Source organism: Pseudomonas sp. Leaf58 (genome assembly GCF_003627215.1).
GTDB lineage: Bacteria > Pseudomonadota > Gammaproteobacteria > Pseudomonadales > Pseudomonadaceae > Aquipseudomonas.
In genome coordinates this window covers 198,816-213,655 of record NZ_CP032678.1, presented here as the reverse complement: position 1 = coordinate 213,655, position 14,840 = coordinate 198,816, and the positions used below count along the sequence as shown (strand labels likewise).

General features: G+C 56.4%; 19 protein-coding genes. 6 read left to right on the top strand and 13 right to left on the bottom strand.

Annotated features, from left to right (window positions below):
- Positions 1-99: 99 nt before the first annotated feature.
- The 3 genes from DV532_RS26330 to DV532_RS26320 are packed head-to-tail and all read left to right on the top strand — an operon-like array spanning position 100 to position 2,291.
- Entirely contained in the window at positions 100-621 is a 522-nt protein-coding gene (locus DV532_RS26330; protein WP_236707506.1) for a hypothetical protein, read from the top strand.
- 41 nt (positions 622-662) lie between these two features.
- Positions 663-1,193 carry a 3'-5' exonuclease gene (locus DV532_RS26325; protein WP_056799524.1) on the top strand — a complete coding sequence of 177 codons (531 nt, stop codon included), beginning with the start codon at positions 663-665 and terminating at the stop codon, positions 1,191-1,193.
- A gap of 21 nt (positions 1,194-1,214) precedes the next feature.
- On the top strand, positions 1,215-2,291 hold the full coding sequence (locus DV532_RS26320) for a hypothetical protein (protein WP_156675964.1): 1,077 nt from the start codon (positions 1,215-1,217) through the stop codon (positions 2,289-2,291).
- A gap of 78 nt (positions 2,292-2,369) precedes the next feature.
- On the opposite strand, the gene DV532_RS26315 is transcribed toward DV532_RS26320, so the two are convergent.
- The 6 genes from DV532_RS26315 to DV532_RS26290 all read right to left on the bottom strand — a co-directional run bounded on the left by DV532_RS26315 (position 2,370) and on the right by DV532_RS26290 (position 5,578).
- Positions 2,370-2,741, bottom strand: coding sequence for a hypothetical protein (locus tag DV532_RS26315; RefSeq protein ID WP_056799529.1), 372 nt, complete (start codon positions 2,739-2,741; stop codon positions 2,370-2,372).
- Positions 2,742-2,846: 105 nt separating this feature from the next.
- Positions 2,847-3,305 (bottom strand): hypothetical protein, encoded by a 459-nt coding sequence (locus DV532_RS26310; RefSeq protein WP_056799532.1) that lies wholly within the window; start codon positions 3,303-3,305, stop codon positions 2,847-2,849.
- Between the two features lie 12 nt (positions 3,306-3,317).
- Complete coding sequence (locus DV532_RS26305) at positions 3,318-3,971, bottom strand: hypothetical protein (RefSeq protein WP_120715428.1); 654 nt, start codon at positions 3,969-3,971, stop codon at positions 3,318-3,320.
- Between the two features lie 12 nt (positions 3,972-3,983).
- Positions 3,984-4,718, bottom strand: a complete 735-nt coding sequence (locus DV532_RS26300) for an ATP-grasp domain-containing protein (RefSeq protein ID WP_056799540.1) — start codon at positions 4,716-4,718, stop codon at positions 3,984-3,986.
- 99 nt (positions 4,719-4,817) lie between these two features.
- Positions 4,818-5,081: a hypothetical protein gene (locus tag DV532_RS26295; protein WP_056799541.1), complete on the bottom strand. Its 264-nt coding sequence runs from the start codon at positions 5,079-5,081 to the stop codon at positions 4,818-4,820.
- A gap of 119 nt (positions 5,082-5,200) precedes the next feature.
- Positions 5,201-5,578 carry a hypothetical protein gene (locus DV532_RS26290; RefSeq protein ID WP_056799544.1) on the bottom strand — a complete coding sequence of 126 codons (378 nt, stop codon included), beginning with the start codon at positions 5,576-5,578 and terminating at the stop codon, positions 5,201-5,203.
- Between the two features lie 124 nt (positions 5,579-5,702).
- On the opposite strand from DV532_RS26290, the gene DV532_RS26285 reads away from it, so the two are divergent.
- On the top strand, positions 5,703-6,638 hold the full coding sequence (locus tag DV532_RS26285) for a DUF3883 domain-containing protein (RefSeq protein ID WP_056799547.1): 936 nt from the start codon (positions 5,703-5,705) through the stop codon (positions 6,636-6,638).
- 234 nt (positions 6,639-6,872) lie between these two features.
- Here DV532_RS26285 and DV532_RS26280 read toward each other — a convergent pair whose 3' ends face one another.
- The 3 genes from DV532_RS26280 to DV532_RS26270 are packed head-to-tail and all read right to left on the bottom strand — an operon-like array spanning position 6,873 to position 8,917.
- Positions 6,873-7,295: a hypothetical protein gene (locus tag DV532_RS26280; protein ID WP_156675967.1), complete on the bottom strand. Its 423-nt coding sequence runs from the start codon at positions 7,293-7,295 to the stop codon at positions 6,873-6,875.
- A 29-nt stretch (positions 7,296-7,324) separates the two neighbouring features.
- Positions 7,325-8,206, bottom strand: a complete 882-nt coding sequence (locus DV532_RS26275; protein WP_056799553.1) for a hypothetical protein — start codon at positions 8,204-8,206, stop codon at positions 7,325-7,327.
- Positions 8,207-8,224: 18 nt separating this feature from the next.
- Positions 8,225-8,917: a hypothetical protein gene (locus tag DV532_RS26270; protein WP_056799557.1), complete on the bottom strand. Its 693-nt coding sequence runs from the start codon at positions 8,915-8,917 to the stop codon at positions 8,225-8,227.
- Between the two features lie 183 nt (positions 8,918-9,100).
- On the opposite strand from DV532_RS26270, the gene DV532_RS26265 reads away from it, so the two are divergent.
- Both DV532_RS26265 and DV532_RS26260 read left to right on the top strand, forming a co-directional pair.
- On the top strand, positions 9,101-10,447 hold the full coding sequence (locus DV532_RS26265) for a hypothetical protein (protein ID WP_056799561.1): 1,347 nt from the start codon (positions 9,101-9,103) through the stop codon (positions 10,445-10,447).
- Between the two features lie 11 nt (positions 10,448-10,458).
- Positions 10,459-11,814: a hypothetical protein gene (locus DV532_RS26260; RefSeq protein ID WP_056799564.1), complete on the top strand. Its 1,356-nt coding sequence runs from the start codon at positions 10,459-10,461 to the stop codon at positions 11,812-11,814.
- Here DV532_RS26260 and DV532_RS26255 read toward each other — a convergent pair.
- The 4 genes from DV532_RS26255 to DV532_RS26240 form a co-directional block, all read right to left on the bottom strand.
- Complete coding sequence (locus tag DV532_RS26255) at positions 11,811-12,362, bottom strand: hypothetical protein (protein ID WP_056799567.1); 552 nt, start codon at positions 12,360-12,362, stop codon at positions 11,811-11,813. The genes DV532_RS26260 and DV532_RS26255 overlap by 4 nt on opposite strands.
- A gap of 96 nt (positions 12,363-12,458) precedes the next feature.
- Complete coding sequence (locus tag DV532_RS26250) at positions 12,459-13,217, bottom strand: hypothetical protein (protein ID WP_056799570.1); 759 nt, start codon at positions 13,215-13,217, stop codon at positions 12,459-12,461.
- On the bottom strand, positions 13,214-13,642 hold the full coding sequence (locus DV532_RS26245; protein WP_120715427.1) for a hypothetical protein: 429 nt from the start codon (positions 13,640-13,642) through the stop codon (positions 13,214-13,216). Before DV532_RS26245 ends, DV532_RS26250 begins: the two co-directional genes overlap by 4 nt.
- A 20-nt stretch (positions 13,643-13,662) precedes the next feature.
- Complete coding sequence (locus DV532_RS26240) at positions 13,663-14,583, bottom strand: hypothetical protein (RefSeq protein WP_120715426.1); 921 nt, start codon at positions 14,581-14,583, stop codon at positions 13,663-13,665.
- Between the last annotated feature and the right edge of the window lie 257 nt (positions 14,584-14,840).

Here is a 14,840-nt window from a genome sequence, read left to right as displayed (position 1 = left end):
AATTATTGAGATTACTCCATGAAAAGATCACTCCTTGCACTGAGTTTTCTGGTGGCTGCTAGCCTCCCGATGGTGGCCGTAAGTGACAATGTCATCCGCATGACCGCCCCCATCCCCCCTTCGCCGCTGCAGGACACCTGGATGCCCGCAGAACCCGCCGTGGGCAACTGGGTGGTGACCACGTCCAGCGGGTGCGTGGACAGCCCTAGCCGATCGGCGCTGAGGGCTGGGGATACGGTGCAGTACCAAAGCTGCAATGCGGTGACCAGTACGCGCACCATCCAGCCCCGTGAATACAACCCCAAGCAGGCCGCCTACCGGGATGCCGGCCCAAGCACCACCGAAAGCAAAACCAGTAGCACTCTGAACCAACCGAGGTACCTGGCCTGTCGCTACAATATCAATGGCAGCCCAGTCTCGGAATGGTTTTCGAATGGTGCCGGTACAACAAGAGCCACCTTCAATGGCGTGACATTGACGGCTCCACCCCAAAATAAGTATGAATATGTCACGGGTGGGCGTACCTATGTCATGGGTGCTACGATGCAGGCGCAAGGCGGTAGTGGCAGCCAATCGTTTTCACAGAATGTGATCTGCCAGGTACAGCCCGACGTGGGCTAGGTGGTAACCCCTGCGGCAGAATTTACGGCAAGGATTTCAGCATGAGTAGTAATTTCTCCAGGGTCATGTGCTTCGACATGGAAATGTGTTGCTGGGAAGATAAGCGCCAGCTGGGGGAGATCCTCTCCATCGGCCTGGTTGAGCTTGATCTCACCACCGGGCAGACGCATCGCGAGGCGCACTACTACGTCAAGCCAGTTCGCGACCGGGTATCGCCCTTCTGTGAGGAGCTCACCGGGATCACGCAGCGCATGGTGGAACGCCAGGGCAGACCCCTGCAGGATGTGATAACGACCATCACCAAGGGTTTCGGTGCGCGACGGCCCTATGTTGCCTGGGGTGATGATGCCGCCTACCTGGCCCGAGAATGCCGGAAGCATGGCTTTACCAGCCCGTTTCACCTATCAGTTGATGCAGGCTTGCTGTACCGTATCAAGAAACGCAGCAGTGAAAATGTGGGATTGTCGCAGGCGCTGCAACGGGCTGGCGCTGAGTTTGAAGGCTCGGCGCATAATGCGCTGGTCGACGCGAAGAATCTGGCCACACTGATTGTGAGAGCCGAACTTCTTTAGAGATTTGAAACGGAGGTAGCTGTGGGTGGTAATGCATTGAAGGAATTCGGCGCCAAGCGTGTCGAGAGTACAAGAGCGAGGGCACTCGGGGCGACCGTCTGCGCTGCGCTGGACAAAATGCTCGCGGACGATGGCTTTACGCTGCAATCCCACCTGATCCGGGCCTACCGCAGCAAGGTTGACTACGGCGACCTGGACATCCTGCTGCCTCAGGAGTTTGTTGATCGCGTAGGTCACAGGCCCCTCGTCGAGCGCCTGCAGGGCGTCTTGGGGGGTGATTGGCCCTTTGTGGAGGCCTACCCTGACGCGCCAGCCTTTCACACCGCCATCGCGCTTGAGGAGGGCGGCAGCCTGCAGGTCGATCTGATGCCAGTGCCCAGCGAATGCTTTGCGTACGCCCAGAGCTTTTACGCCTGGAACGACCTCAGCAAGTTGTTCATCATTCTGGCGCGCCAGATGAATGGCCTGCGCTTCGGCAATGATGGCTTGTCGCGCTCGATAAAGATCAATGGTCGGGTCTTGGGCGCGGTGACCTTCACGCGGGATTTTGATAAGGCACTGACATTTCTTGGCTATGACGCGGTGCGCTACAACCAGGGTTTCGACACCCTGGAGGACATGTTTGAGTTCGCGGCCTCCAACCCCCGGTTCAATACCAGCATGTACCAGTTGGAAAACCGCACCAACCGGGGCCGAGGCCAGGACAAGAAGCGCGTCACCTACCAGGCCTTCCTGGCGTGGATGAAAGACCGCGACCTGCCGGAATATGACTGGGCCAGTGATGAAAGGGATTGGCTGGAGCTGGCGCTGGATCACTTTGCCGGCGCCCGCGAGCAATACACCGACCTGCTGGCGTCCAAAGACCGATCGGAGCTGATCAAGCAGCGCTACAACGGCGAGGTGGTGGCCAGCCTGACGGGGCTGAGCCGCATCGAGCTCGGTGCGTTCATGAAGGCGTTCAAGAAACACGTCGGCGAAGAAACCTTCACTGCCTGGCTGGGTGAGGTCAGTGCCGAACAGATCAAAACCGCCGTTCAACAGTTCCACGTTCAATATCGTTCAATGTCACCTGTAAATCCTAACAGTCCGACACTGTAATTCCATTAGCCGCATGACTGTAAACTGGAATGCAGGCTGGATGCTGGTGCAATACCGGCATCCAGCGAAGATTTCCATTCAATCACCCACATAGTCACCCATCACCAGGGTGCCGTCCTTGAGCTCAAAGACGAAGTAGGCGATCTGCCCATCAGCCGGGTCGAAGTCGAAAGTGCGTACCCAGGCGATATCAGCATGGGCCACGGGAATGCGCGCCTCGCCATTGGCACTGAACGGAGTCGTGGTGTCGCCATAGCGATGATAGAGCTCGCCATCCACAGGTCGGGTCTTGGAGACACGCTTCCAGTTCTTGACGTTGTCCAGGCCCGCATAAGGCGCTTCAGGGGCATCAGCGGGCATGCCGAAACGACCCCGCTCAAGCCCAGGATTGTTCCGCTGGAAATTGACGACGAAGGCCTTGCAGTCGGCAGTGGATACTTTGCTGGTCACAGGTAGTCTCGTCAGTAGTTCTACAGAATGTGGTAAAGACTGAACACAAAAATACGCCACCGAGCCACAGAAAGGAAGTGATAACCCAGCAGCAAATACCGCTATTTATGAAGCCGGATGGATTTTCGCGGAAACCCTGCCGGGGCGCTCACACTCAAGCGGAATGGAGAGAAACATCTGCGAGTGCTTGGCATAAACTTCGGTGCGATACGCCCCGCCAGCACTGATGAGCTTGTGGTGCTGGGGGCTTTCGCACATGGCCAGCAAGGGTTTGGAGAACAAGTCGACCATGTGCGTCACCTTGGCCGAATCCTGCGTATCGATGGACGCTCGGTCAACGTCGACATGGATTTTTAGGGTGAAAAACTCGCCCTCGGCGACGGCTGAATCCAGGTCGAGTGCAGGACGGGCTTTTGATCGCAAAGCTTCGTTGTACGCCTGGGCCTGGAAGGTCGCCTCTTGGCAGGCCACCTCCTTGCCGGCAGGACACTGGGTTTCAGCAGCGTGGGAAGATACGATGGGAAGCCCCAGCGATAATCGTATGGCGAAGATTTTCCCTTTCACTGCCCTTACCCCTTATTTCAACGACACGTTGGGATCCAGATCATACCCGCCTGGAATCGAATCGGGGAGCTTTTCAGTGAGAATGAGCTTGGCCGCCGTTTCGGTGCACACTGCAATGATTTCTTTGGTCGCGGCCTGGCCAGCCATTCGCCCATCGGAAATACAATCGCTGGCCCACTGACTACGCAGCTCATTGGCGGTGGGTGGCGGCTTTGGCGGGCCACTCACGAACGAGCCGATAAAGAAACAGCCGAAGACAAAGCCAATGGCCAGGCCGATGCTGGCCCCCTTGATGAATGTCTTGCTCACAGTTACCTCTCCCATAAACCTCTCCAAATCAGCACGCCAGGTTTCAGAACTGACGGTCTGTACGCCAGCGGGTGAGTTATCGCGGGACACGCCAGCGACGTTCGGAATCACCTGGTTCAGCGGAATGACCTTCAAGCTCTGCTCCGTGCAGTTGTTGATCGCCTCCGGAGGCGTCGGGTAATTCTGCGGCGTGGCTCTTTTGATGCACTCGATCGTCCAGTCGCTCCTCAGCTCGTTGATCTCGACCACCGGATTGACTGGCAACTCAGGCCCCATAAATTTTGCACCAATAGCCAGGCCTGCGCCGACACCAATAAGACCCCAAAGCCAGGGACTGCCCCAAAACGAATCACCCATAGAAAACCTCGTTCACACAGTGGTTAGTTGATGCCATCGGGTTTCCAGCAGCGCCAGATAGACCTGAGGATCAACCCCGTCATAGGCGCCAATCGAAAACCCATCATTCATTTCCACCAGCGCGGTCTTGCCGCTGGCCAATACGCCAAAATCGATTGCGTAACTGACAGGTGTGCCAGGAAGAGCCGCCATGAGGGCCACCGCTTCGTGCACCACCCGTTCATCGACACCGTGTGCGCCATCACCGTGGTACAGAGCCTTGCCCTGGATTTGATGGCAAACCACATAGTACCGCCATTCGCTCTTCCACTCACAGACTTCGCTGCACCACACAGGCTCATTGCGCGAAATTCTGTCCAGGCGCCAGTCAAAGCCGTCTCTGATCACCATGCCAGTAAAGCGCTTGGTGCGCTTGGAGGGTTTTGCGAATAGCGGCCTCCCCTTCACCACCTCCTGGACAACCTCATACAACGTGGATTGCCAGATTGATCGGTGCAGCAGGTGGCCCAGTGCTTCGGGGTAGCAGTTTTCCTCGGGCATTGGTAGCTTTCGCTGGCGCAGCGCGGCCTTGATGAAGTCCAGGGTGCCCACCACCAGCGGCGCGGCGTCGGTCATTACCCGGTCGCGCTGCAGCTGTGACAGTGCCGCCACAACATAGGGCTTGCCCTGACTTTTCAGTGCGTCGACAGCCATCTGCGATTCCCGGCAGAGCTTGAACCCTGATTTATGCTCGATGACTGCGGCCATGATCTCCACCCTGGGTAAATGAATTCGAAATTGAGGTCATTGCCATTTATTCAATATATCACGTAATCGACTATTGGGTGATTCCTCCGCACAATAGGCTCAGCTGCTGCCATCCTCGGTCGAGGGGTGAAGCATCGACGCAGACTTAAAGATCCCTTGTCGCACCATTTCCTGGCCCCGATACATCGAGTCGACGTCCTTGAACCCGACGCGCACCCAGTGATGCTGTCCATTGACTAGGAGGCGCAGCGTATGCCCCTGCTCGTCCAGACCGAAGGTGAGAAATGTGACCTCCTGCTCAGGCGGGTAGAACTTGGGGTTGGGCAAAATTTCCTGTTGCTGATCGGTCTTGGCCTTACTCATGCGGCGACTCCCCGGCAAATCGAAGCGAGGCCTATTTCAGGCCATCGCTGCTGACCCTGAATGGATAATGAGTGGAGGATTGGGCAAGGGCGTGCTCAACAATGCCCTCATCCTGGCGCTCAAGGGCACCAGCGCGGGCAAATCTCGTCCATCCAATCCCAGCACAACGCCATGACCAGGCCGTAGCGCAGTACGCCTTCCCGGCTGCAGGCATGGAGCATGCAACGATCCTGCTCGTCGAATTTCCAGTTGCTGCAGCCATCCCATTTGACGGAACCACTCAAGTACACCTCCGCCTGATCCAGAGTTTCCACGCAATCAGGGCTGGTGTGAGATCCGGCTCGTTGCCAGAGCGGAGTATCATCGTTGCCATCCTTGAAGCCGACAATGTCGTAGATGGAATACTCGACATAGTGCTCATAGGCATACGCCACCACCGTAAACCGCAGGGCTGGGTCGTGGCGTATGTGCCTGACCGGTGTGTTCGCATCCGACATGAGAAATCCTTTTGGCTTGAATTAGTGCGAGATCATAACCGAAATCAAGGTGGGCGAATACGTTCGCTTGACCCTCAGGGGAATGCGGCCTAGGCTGGCGCTCCTGACATTGGGAGTGCCTGGTATGGAACGAATTGCATTCATTAAGACGGGCTGGGCCATCGATTACCGGGGCGAAGAGGTGGTGGGGCGTCATCAGCACATCAACCGCTATGCCGAAGCGCACGAGCGCTTCAACTTCCTTCAGGCACCGGATGGGCGTTACTACGCGTATATCCACCCTATTGGCGCGCACTTCTCAACGCCACGCCCCCTGGAGAGTCGTGGCTGGACACTGATATTTGTCGCCGCACGCGATGGCGACGGCCCGATCACGGTGGTTGGCTACTACGAGAACGCTACTTTTGAACGGCAGTTCACCGATCGCCCCGAGTATGGGACGGTACCCTTCCCGCTCGATGCGGATGGAGCCCACTTCAGCTACGTAGTCAGTGCGGACAAGGCGACCCTCATCCCCCTGGAAGATCGGCAGATCGAGATCAGCGGCGACCATATGAAGCGCACCCCGGTGTTGTACGTGCGGGGCAACCGCGATGAGCAGAATCAGCCCTGGCGCGAGGAGTTGGCCAGCCTGGCCGAGCGCATCGTGGGTAGCCAGCCTGACAGGGCCAAGGAAAGACCGCCGTTTCTCAAGTTTCCGGATGCCGAGCACCGGAAGCAGGTGGAGCTGGCGGCCATGCAGCATGCCTACACGATGTTCGACAGCCTGTACGACATTGGCGACGTCTCCAGCCTGAACCTGGGATTCGACCTGCTGTTCAGCGACAGAGTTACCGGCGAGCAACTACATGTCGAAGTGAAGGGCACCAGCATGGATACGCCCCATTTCTTCCTGACCCGCAATGAATATAACTACCACGAGAACCCGCGCTGGCGGTTGTTTGTGGTCACAGGAGCGCTGGACGAGCCGGTTGGCCACCTCCTCGATTTCGATCAGGTCTATGAGACGTTTGACCTGACGCCGTTCGCCTACGAAGGTGTGACAAAGAAGGTACTTTAAGCAGTTGCGGGCGCCAGCGTCCCGGCGCCCCACCCTTGGCGTCGAGTCACCGCTGCGGACGATCGCACAAGGGTGCGCCGCTGACGTCGCGGGCGGTCTGTAGGGACAGTTGTCTCAAGCACGTTGTCTTCAATCAGGTTTGGATGACATTGGCCGGAAGTCTGAATTGGAACGGGCATCAGGTTGGCGAGCAGGGCCTGGGTGCTTGCAGAAAGCACCCCATGCCGACCGCCCTCAAGGTTTTTGGGATTCCTGCTGCTCCTCAAGGGCCTTTCGGCGAGCGCGATTCTGATCACTGATAGCCATGTTGCGGGCATAGTAGGCAGGGCCGTCGAACAGCTGAACACCGCCTTTGATCGCGCTGATGATGGCTTGAATATGCCCCAGCAACTCATCCAGCTTCGGCTCCAGCAGGTTGCGAATGATTTCCGCCGCCTTCTGCTCATCGCCCGGCAGGCAGTAAGCCTCGTAAACCGGGATCAGCATTTGAAAGCGATTGACCGGTTTCAGCAATTTGGTCTTGGCGATCCGCTGATTGTCGACGGTTTTGTACATCTTGTCGGTTTCGTAGGCCAGCACCTCCTCCATTTTGAAGGCAAGCTTGGCCTCAGGCTCGTCGCCCGGCATCGTATACACGTTGCTGACCTTGATCAGCACCTTGTCGAAGTCTTCTGCCTTCATGAAGCTCATCCCATCTGCAAAGTCGAGTCGTCCAATATACGCTCAAAAGATCGGTTGGCAAGCTTTAACAGCGCGGGGTCTGCGCCCTCACCCCCAGGGAAATAGGTCTGCAACAGCGACTGGAACACACCGGCTTGAGAGCGAACGCTGTAATCATCGCGCAGGGCCGTGATGCCCTTGCAGATAAGCTTGGTCATGCCCTCGACCGTGGCGCGATCACCAGTCAGAATGCTGGCGCGCAGTGCCTGACCCTGTTGGCCGTTTTCAAAATGGCCATTGCGAAGGATCATGGCAAGCACGGCAGGATGTTCCAGGGCCTCTGTTGAGAACGTCGAATTGGCGCAAAAATCACTGATGGGCTTGAAGCTCAACAGCTCACCCACGATCGGCGCGCTGCGCGAGCGGGTCAGGGCATCCCGCAGACTGTACTGGTAATCCACCCAATCCCACAGGTGCTCTGCCACCATTCGCACCGACTTGGGATTGAAGTGACAATCCCCCTTCCACTCCAGGTTCATCGACACCTTGCGCTCTGGCCCGCAATTGAGCTCCTGCACATCAATTGCCAGGGGGCCAGAAGCGCCGCACAGGCGCTCCAGAACCTCCGGATCTGCGAAGCCACCATTGGCGATCAGGAAATTGGCCTTGAAGAGGTCGCGTGGGGCGCACTCCGCCAACACTTCCAGGCTGCGGTTTACCGAGATATTGACAGGCTTGGCGCCAGGTTCCCCGATCAGGGAGTCGTGGATTGCCAACCCGAGAATATCGCGCATCGAGGCCCGCTCCCCGAAGTCGAATCGGCAGGCAACGGCCTTCTCCAGGTCGAAGTCATCGGCGTGGATCTGGGCGTTGAACTGCTTTTGCAGGTTGTACCAGGTAAGGCTCATTGTTGTTATTCTCCAGGGTTACAACCCAAGTTGGATTTCAAGGCGAGCGGCCAATTTGTCGGAATCCGGGTGTCGATCAAAATAGGCGTCGATCGCCTTGGCAGGTAGGTTATTCAAGGCCCACGTCAGGCGCTTGCCAAACAGATTCTTGAACATGGCATCGAACTGCACGGAATTGTCGATGAAATGCTGCATCAGTGGTGCCGGATCCATGTTGAAGCGCTCAACCCTCAGGTTGCGATATTCATGGGTCTTTGGCACGAGCAAAAAATCCAATTTGATCGGGCGAAATCTCGGATGATTGGCCATCCGGTCGAGCACCCTTTCGACAATACGCGCCTTAGGCTCTGGATTTTTCAAGTATTTGGCGCTCAGATCGCCCCAGCTCTTCAGGGCACACACAAACATCAGATAGCGCGAGGGACTGGTGCGAAAGCACGCCTCTGCAATGGCATGACTGAATGCAGTATGGAACGTCTCATTGTCAATGTCAGGGCGCAGCAAGTGGAGGCATTGGAACACGTCAGAACCCCACTGGCTAACCCCACTGAGAGCATAGAAGCTTCTGCGCCAGCAGTCTTCGTCTTGGCCCAACGCCACATCACGAGCCAGTTCAACCCTTCGCTTGGACACAGGATCACGCCCAGCCCAAAGCACCTCGATGCAGTCATGGGGGCTGTATTGGGTGTAGGTCTGGGAATTGAGGGCCATCGACTCATGACTCAGTGTTCAATATATCAATAATACCGGCTGAGAAGGCCGGCACGAAAGCCCCTGCCCACCCCCATTGCGTGTTGTAGGCGCTCCGCCGCCACCGCTATCATGGGATTATTCGCCTTGAACAGGACGCATGCGTTTCACACAGGGCAAACCGCACATATCGGAGCATCAGCCGTGACCTGCATCGTACTCACCAATGGCCTAGTGAATCTCGATCCCGAGCATTTCAAGTTTACTGATCCGGTTCTGGAACATGCCGCGCCAGGCTTTCGGCTTGAGAAGATGCTCAATGGGTTTCTTCAGCGCCAAGCACAGGAAGCATTGAGAGTCTTCGCCAAGAACAATACCTCACTCGACGATATCTTTTCTTCCATGGAGCTTGATTGGCGCACGCTCGTTCTTAAAGAGGATTACTCTCCTGCTGAGATATCCTATATGCGCAAAGACATTGAGGTCAACAAAGAAGAAATTGTTGGCATAAACTTGGCGCTGGCGCTGTCCATCCCTGCGCCCGACTACGAAAGGTTGCTTGTTTACGCTGATTCCATTTGTCAGGGGGCGCCTGGAACTGCCGTAAGAAAAGTCATGGAGGAAGCCAGCTTTCCTCTCCAGGATTACAACCTGCTCAATCTATACAAGATCCTGAGAAGCCGCCCCACGGAAAAGTGGGGGTCTGGCGCGACCAACCCGAGCTATCACAAGCTGGACTTGCTCAGATTGGCGATCGCCTGCGACGATCCGGCAATGACCCGGCGCCTGGAATGCCTCTTTTACGATAACGAAAAAATCGACATCGAAGTTGCGGAATTGCTGGCCGAAACGCCATTTGACGCCTTGTCTCAAGTCCGCTTTGAGCACGCCTGTGGCAAGCCAATGTTGATGACTGAGGTAAGAGCCAGGATCAGGCTCCAACTCGCCGTATTTGAAGATGATCCCGCCCTGCATGCTGTGCGCGTTCGCCTGGAACCAGCAAGGATGGGTGATGAACCTGACATTGGCTACGCCAGCGAAGTAGGCTTCAAGAAACCCTTGATTGACCGGGCTCTGCATCATCTGCCGCGTTACCAGGAGTACCTGGCACAAAACACGCGTGGCGTGATGATAGACCTGTGCACCACCCTCAATCGCGCCAAAGCCCCTGCTTGCAACGCCCGCAAGGCCGTCCTCAGTCGGCTGATCACCGACCTGCAAAGCCATGGCATTACCTTCAAGGAGGTGGTGATTCGAGGCCTTTGCGGCAAGTCTGATGCCGAGTATCTGGACAGGCTCGATCAGCCGGGTGGCGGCTACATCGACTGCATTCGTGAGTTGCTGCAGGGTAAGCGCCTTAAGGACTACCCACTCAAAGCATTCATGGTCTCGGAACTGCTCAAGCAAGTGCCAACAGAAGATATCTTGATGGCAGCACGCAATGACCATGAGCTGTCCAGTGCTCACAAGTCTACTGGCAACCCCATTTTCCTTGAACGCCTGAGCAGTCACGGCATTGAATCACACCTCTCGGAAAGCCTGGGCCTTTGAGGACAAACACCATGCCTGCTAACCACACCGCCGCCTTCACCTACCGAAATGGCATGACCATTCTGGGGATCGCCGAGCCTCACAAGCCTGAAGATTTCATCTCGGATCAATTCACGGGGCTTGATTTCTACTCCAGCTTCCTCGACGGATCGGTGCAACTGAATGCCCAGGCGGCAATCAGGCGTTGCATGCAGCGCGGCCAGAGCTTTCAAGACATAGTTGAGGAAATGGGAGAGGAAACCCGCGACTACGCACGAGACCATATCATTAATTGCAACATCGCCTACGCGCTGAGCATTCCAGCACCTGACTGGAATGCACTGTATAGGTACAGCAGAGTAATCACCAGAGACTATGATAACGAATTCCTTGACTTCAACTACATGCTCCGGGAAGTCTGCAGAATCAACCTGGCCAATACCTATGCCGTTATCCTTGATGTCGAAGACTCCAACCGAGCCGACCTGCTGAAAGACCTTGCCTTCGGCGATGTCGATGTCATGCGATTGGCCCTGCTGTTTGATGACGAAGACACGGTGCATCAGCTTACCCAGCGCGCCAAGTCCCAGCTGGTTGTCAGGGCCGCCATTGATCGCAACCTGGCGCTATTCAAGTTCGACCCATTTTCCAAGGTCAGGGTGGCCATGGGCGTTTCGGATGGTGTGTCGATGGGCGAGCTGTTCGAGCGCACAACCAATCAAATCCTGGCAATCGCCAAGTCCCGAGAAGGGGTTTCCAAATTTTTTGACAAGAACGCCATTCAGCAGTATCGGATAGCGCCCGAGCACCTGCCTGTGACCGTCAAATGTCCAACAAGCGGCGTCACCTACCGGAAACCGAACACAGGGCTTCTGCGCACGGAAGACCTGGCGATAGATGGTGTCGACAAAAAGCTGCACCAGTATCCTCAGTTCCCACGATTCCTTGCACATTTCAAGCACGAGATCAGTGAACTGATCGCCGCAACGGTGGGTGCCGAGAGAGACCCCATTGACCCGGAATTCAACCGCATCCTTGCATCGATCGCCAAGGCCATGGTTCAACAAGGCATGAGCATTCAACACTACTTCATGAAGCATTGCGCCTCGCTTTCCCCTGGGGAAATCCTGGATATTCTCGACCGAGATGCCTTCACTCGCCCCCAATACTTAGGGGCGCTGCTGAAACACAATGGGTCTGAAAACCCACAAATTGTCAACAAATCCAGTTTCCTGATCCTGGCCGAGTCTGTCGAAGCCTTCAAGAGTTTGGACTTGAATGACGATCAATTGAAAACGCTCTACAAACATTTTCCCGATAAAGCGTTTCTGGAGAAAATGTCCGATCAGAGTGTTGAGCACCAGCTGGGTGTCGAATTGGGACTCTAGAACGGCAAGTCTTCGTCACTCAACTCGCCCGTCCAGGTCATCAGGTGCTCCGGCAACCGATCGGCTTGTGACTGGCGTATCTTCTCCTGCTGCATGTGATCCAGATGACGCTGGAAGAATGGGAGTTGCAGCACGCTGTTGGCCCCCCGTGGCGCCTCAGCATCGAAGTGCTTGCCGTCAAGCACGATCCACTCATGGTGCCTGAAGGCGTAGAACATGCTCTGCGCTTGTTCATCGAGGTCATCCAGGGTGATCGTTGGCGGGATCGGCCCCGTTGCCCAGAGCGCCCGCAGATGCGCCTTGTCGAACACGAAATCATCGCCCGGCACTTTGCTGATCAGATCCCCGAAGCGCACCTGCCCCACTCCGATTTCGAACAGATTCACCTTCGAACAGAGATCGTTGTAGACATCACTGATGAAGTCCCTGGCCGTTCCCCAGCGAGCAACACCATCCACGATTTCCTTGGCATTTCGGGCGGGTTCACCCCCCAGCCAGTTTTCGACAACTCGCTCAATACTCTGAGTCAGTTGTTGCACATTGTTCATTACCCACTCCGACAAGCTGTTTTAACCAGTATGCCAACGGAGTGTAGGTTTATTGAATATAAGCAGCGCTCTTTGTTGCCAAAATGTGACCTGCCTCTAGAGGCCAAGATCCTCAGACAACTTACTTTCCAGCTGGCGCTGATTTAAAAAGGGCCCAAGCGTCTTCATGTCATAAGTCGCAAACAGGCGCTTCAAGGCATTTTCACCAACCCCCTTCAGGAACTGAACGCGTTCGGGGTTCTCGGCAATGAATCTGGCGGCTTCAGCCACAAAAGTCTGAGTCTCCTCTTTTACCGGCCACTCCTTGGGACAGAAGATCGCAAACGCCGGAACCCTGGATTCCCCGGCAAAGGCGGATGAGCGCTCATTGAGGACTGCGCATGACCTGGCGATGAACATCTGAAGATCGATGTCAACGCCTTTGCCCATGAAATACACCGCACAGCTCGTGATCTCAACCATGAGCCCGGCGACATGCTTGTTGGAGCAATACCCCGGGTAATCGAGTGCCCCTTGCTCGATGAAGCCCCACTGGCTGACCGGCGCTCGACTCGGGTGCAAGAGCACCTGAAGGGACATCAAATGCAATACCCAGTTGCCGGCATAACTCAGCGAACTGTGAATGCCGTCCTTGACCTCCAGGGGTATTGGCTCGAAGGCCTCAGTCGCCGTTAGGTACTTGAGCGCGGTATCCGCCAACCAGTTCCGGGCTATGTCCTTGGACTGGGCCTTAACCCAGGACAACGCATGCATGCCAAGCAGGGTTGAACACAGCCCACCGCCTGGCTGACTGATGTCTGACACATGCGGGGCATTCGCGTAGGCCCGTGACCATAGTTGTTCATAATCGGTCATGGTGCTTGCACCAGTAGTTGACCCAAAGCCTCACCCTCAACCCCACCCTCATCACCCTGGGCAACCTCTAGGAGATGATAACCACCGGTCATTCGGTCGAGGTGGATCAAGCCCAACTCCTTGCCGCTGACACCATAGCGGTAGACAACCTCGCGATCGCTCTCTGACTCCAGCCAGTAGCTGAAACTACCCGCAGGCGCACCCTCGGGCAGCTTCTCGCCGTTCCATTCAATGTCGTAGGTCGAGGCCTCAGTCAACTTGATGCCACGCCTTAGGCGGCGCCACAGGAGCTCTACCAGTGCTGCCGGGGTAGCCAGGCATGACACAGGATGGGTTGGATGGCTGAGCACGTCCCTGGCACGCTTGAGCTCGGCACCAAAGAAGGCACCCACACGGGTCTCCAACAGCTTCAGGCAACGGTACATCCGCAGCGGGAACTTGAACGCTACCGGCTCCAGTGGTTTTGAATCGCCGGGCCATCTTCGAACAGCGCCGGGGCGATCGTGCTCAGATCCATCAGATGGATGCCGCTGGTGCCTCGTGGGTTGCATTCGATCATGTAGACGCCCAGGTCAGCTTGGGCCAGGTTTTGAGACAGATCTGCGGTGACTCTGCCGTCATCGGTCTGGATGAAGTCGAAGGCAATCTGTCCGGTGTAGTTGTGCTTGGCGATGAAGGCACGGGTGAAATTGGTGATGGCCTCGTTCTCCATCGGCTCCAGGTAGAGCGCCGAGGAATGCTTGATGCGGTGCTTGGCGTGGTAGCAGACATGACCGAGCATGCGCCCGTCAAGCGCAATGGCGTAGTTGCACAGCGACCTACCGGTCAGCCTGCGCTGCTGCACCCATTGGAAGGACACATCCAGCTTGGCTTGCTCGGCCAGGCTGATGTCGGTGATGATCTTCGCGCCGAAACGGGAAAACACCGGCTTGAGGATCGAGTTGAACGAGCGGTCAACGTCAGAACGCTGGCGTATCAGCTGGGTTTCTGGGAACTTCACGGCGCGGGCAAAGCCCAGGGTCTCGAACACGGTGAACTTGTTGTGCAAGGTGGCCAAGAGCGCATGGTCGGCACAAAAGACCTTGCACGGCAGCTCATTCTTGAAGGCGCTGATGAAGAACACCTCCTCGCACGTCGGAATGATCAGATCCACCGCCTCGTTGAGGACGAGCTCGACAAGGTCTTTGCGGAAGCCCCAGAAATCCTGGGCGGGTGGCGCGACCTTGAAGAAGGCTGCCTTGAACGGGGCAAAGCGACAGTAGGCCATGGCCATGCTATCGGCGAAGATGACTTCATGCTTGTCTTTGAGCGCCAGCGCCCAGTAGTAGGCGACGTAGGAACGTGCGCCGGTAATCAAAATTTTCATGTCCCTGCCCTCAAACGTTTTTTGTTATTGGCCCTGTGCCTTGTCAGAGGGCTTGCACCCACCCAGAGGCGGTTCGTAACCGATAGCCACTGTTTTTGGAGCTCTGTCATAGGGCGTAGGCGCCAGTGAACGCAGAGTCGCGCCTGGGCACAGCGTTTGGAGGTACTTTTCAGGGCTAACCGGAGAGCAAACGCCCTGACGCCAAAAAGGCGTATGCTCCGGCATGCAAAATTGCACGGGGGCTAAAGAGGTGGCCT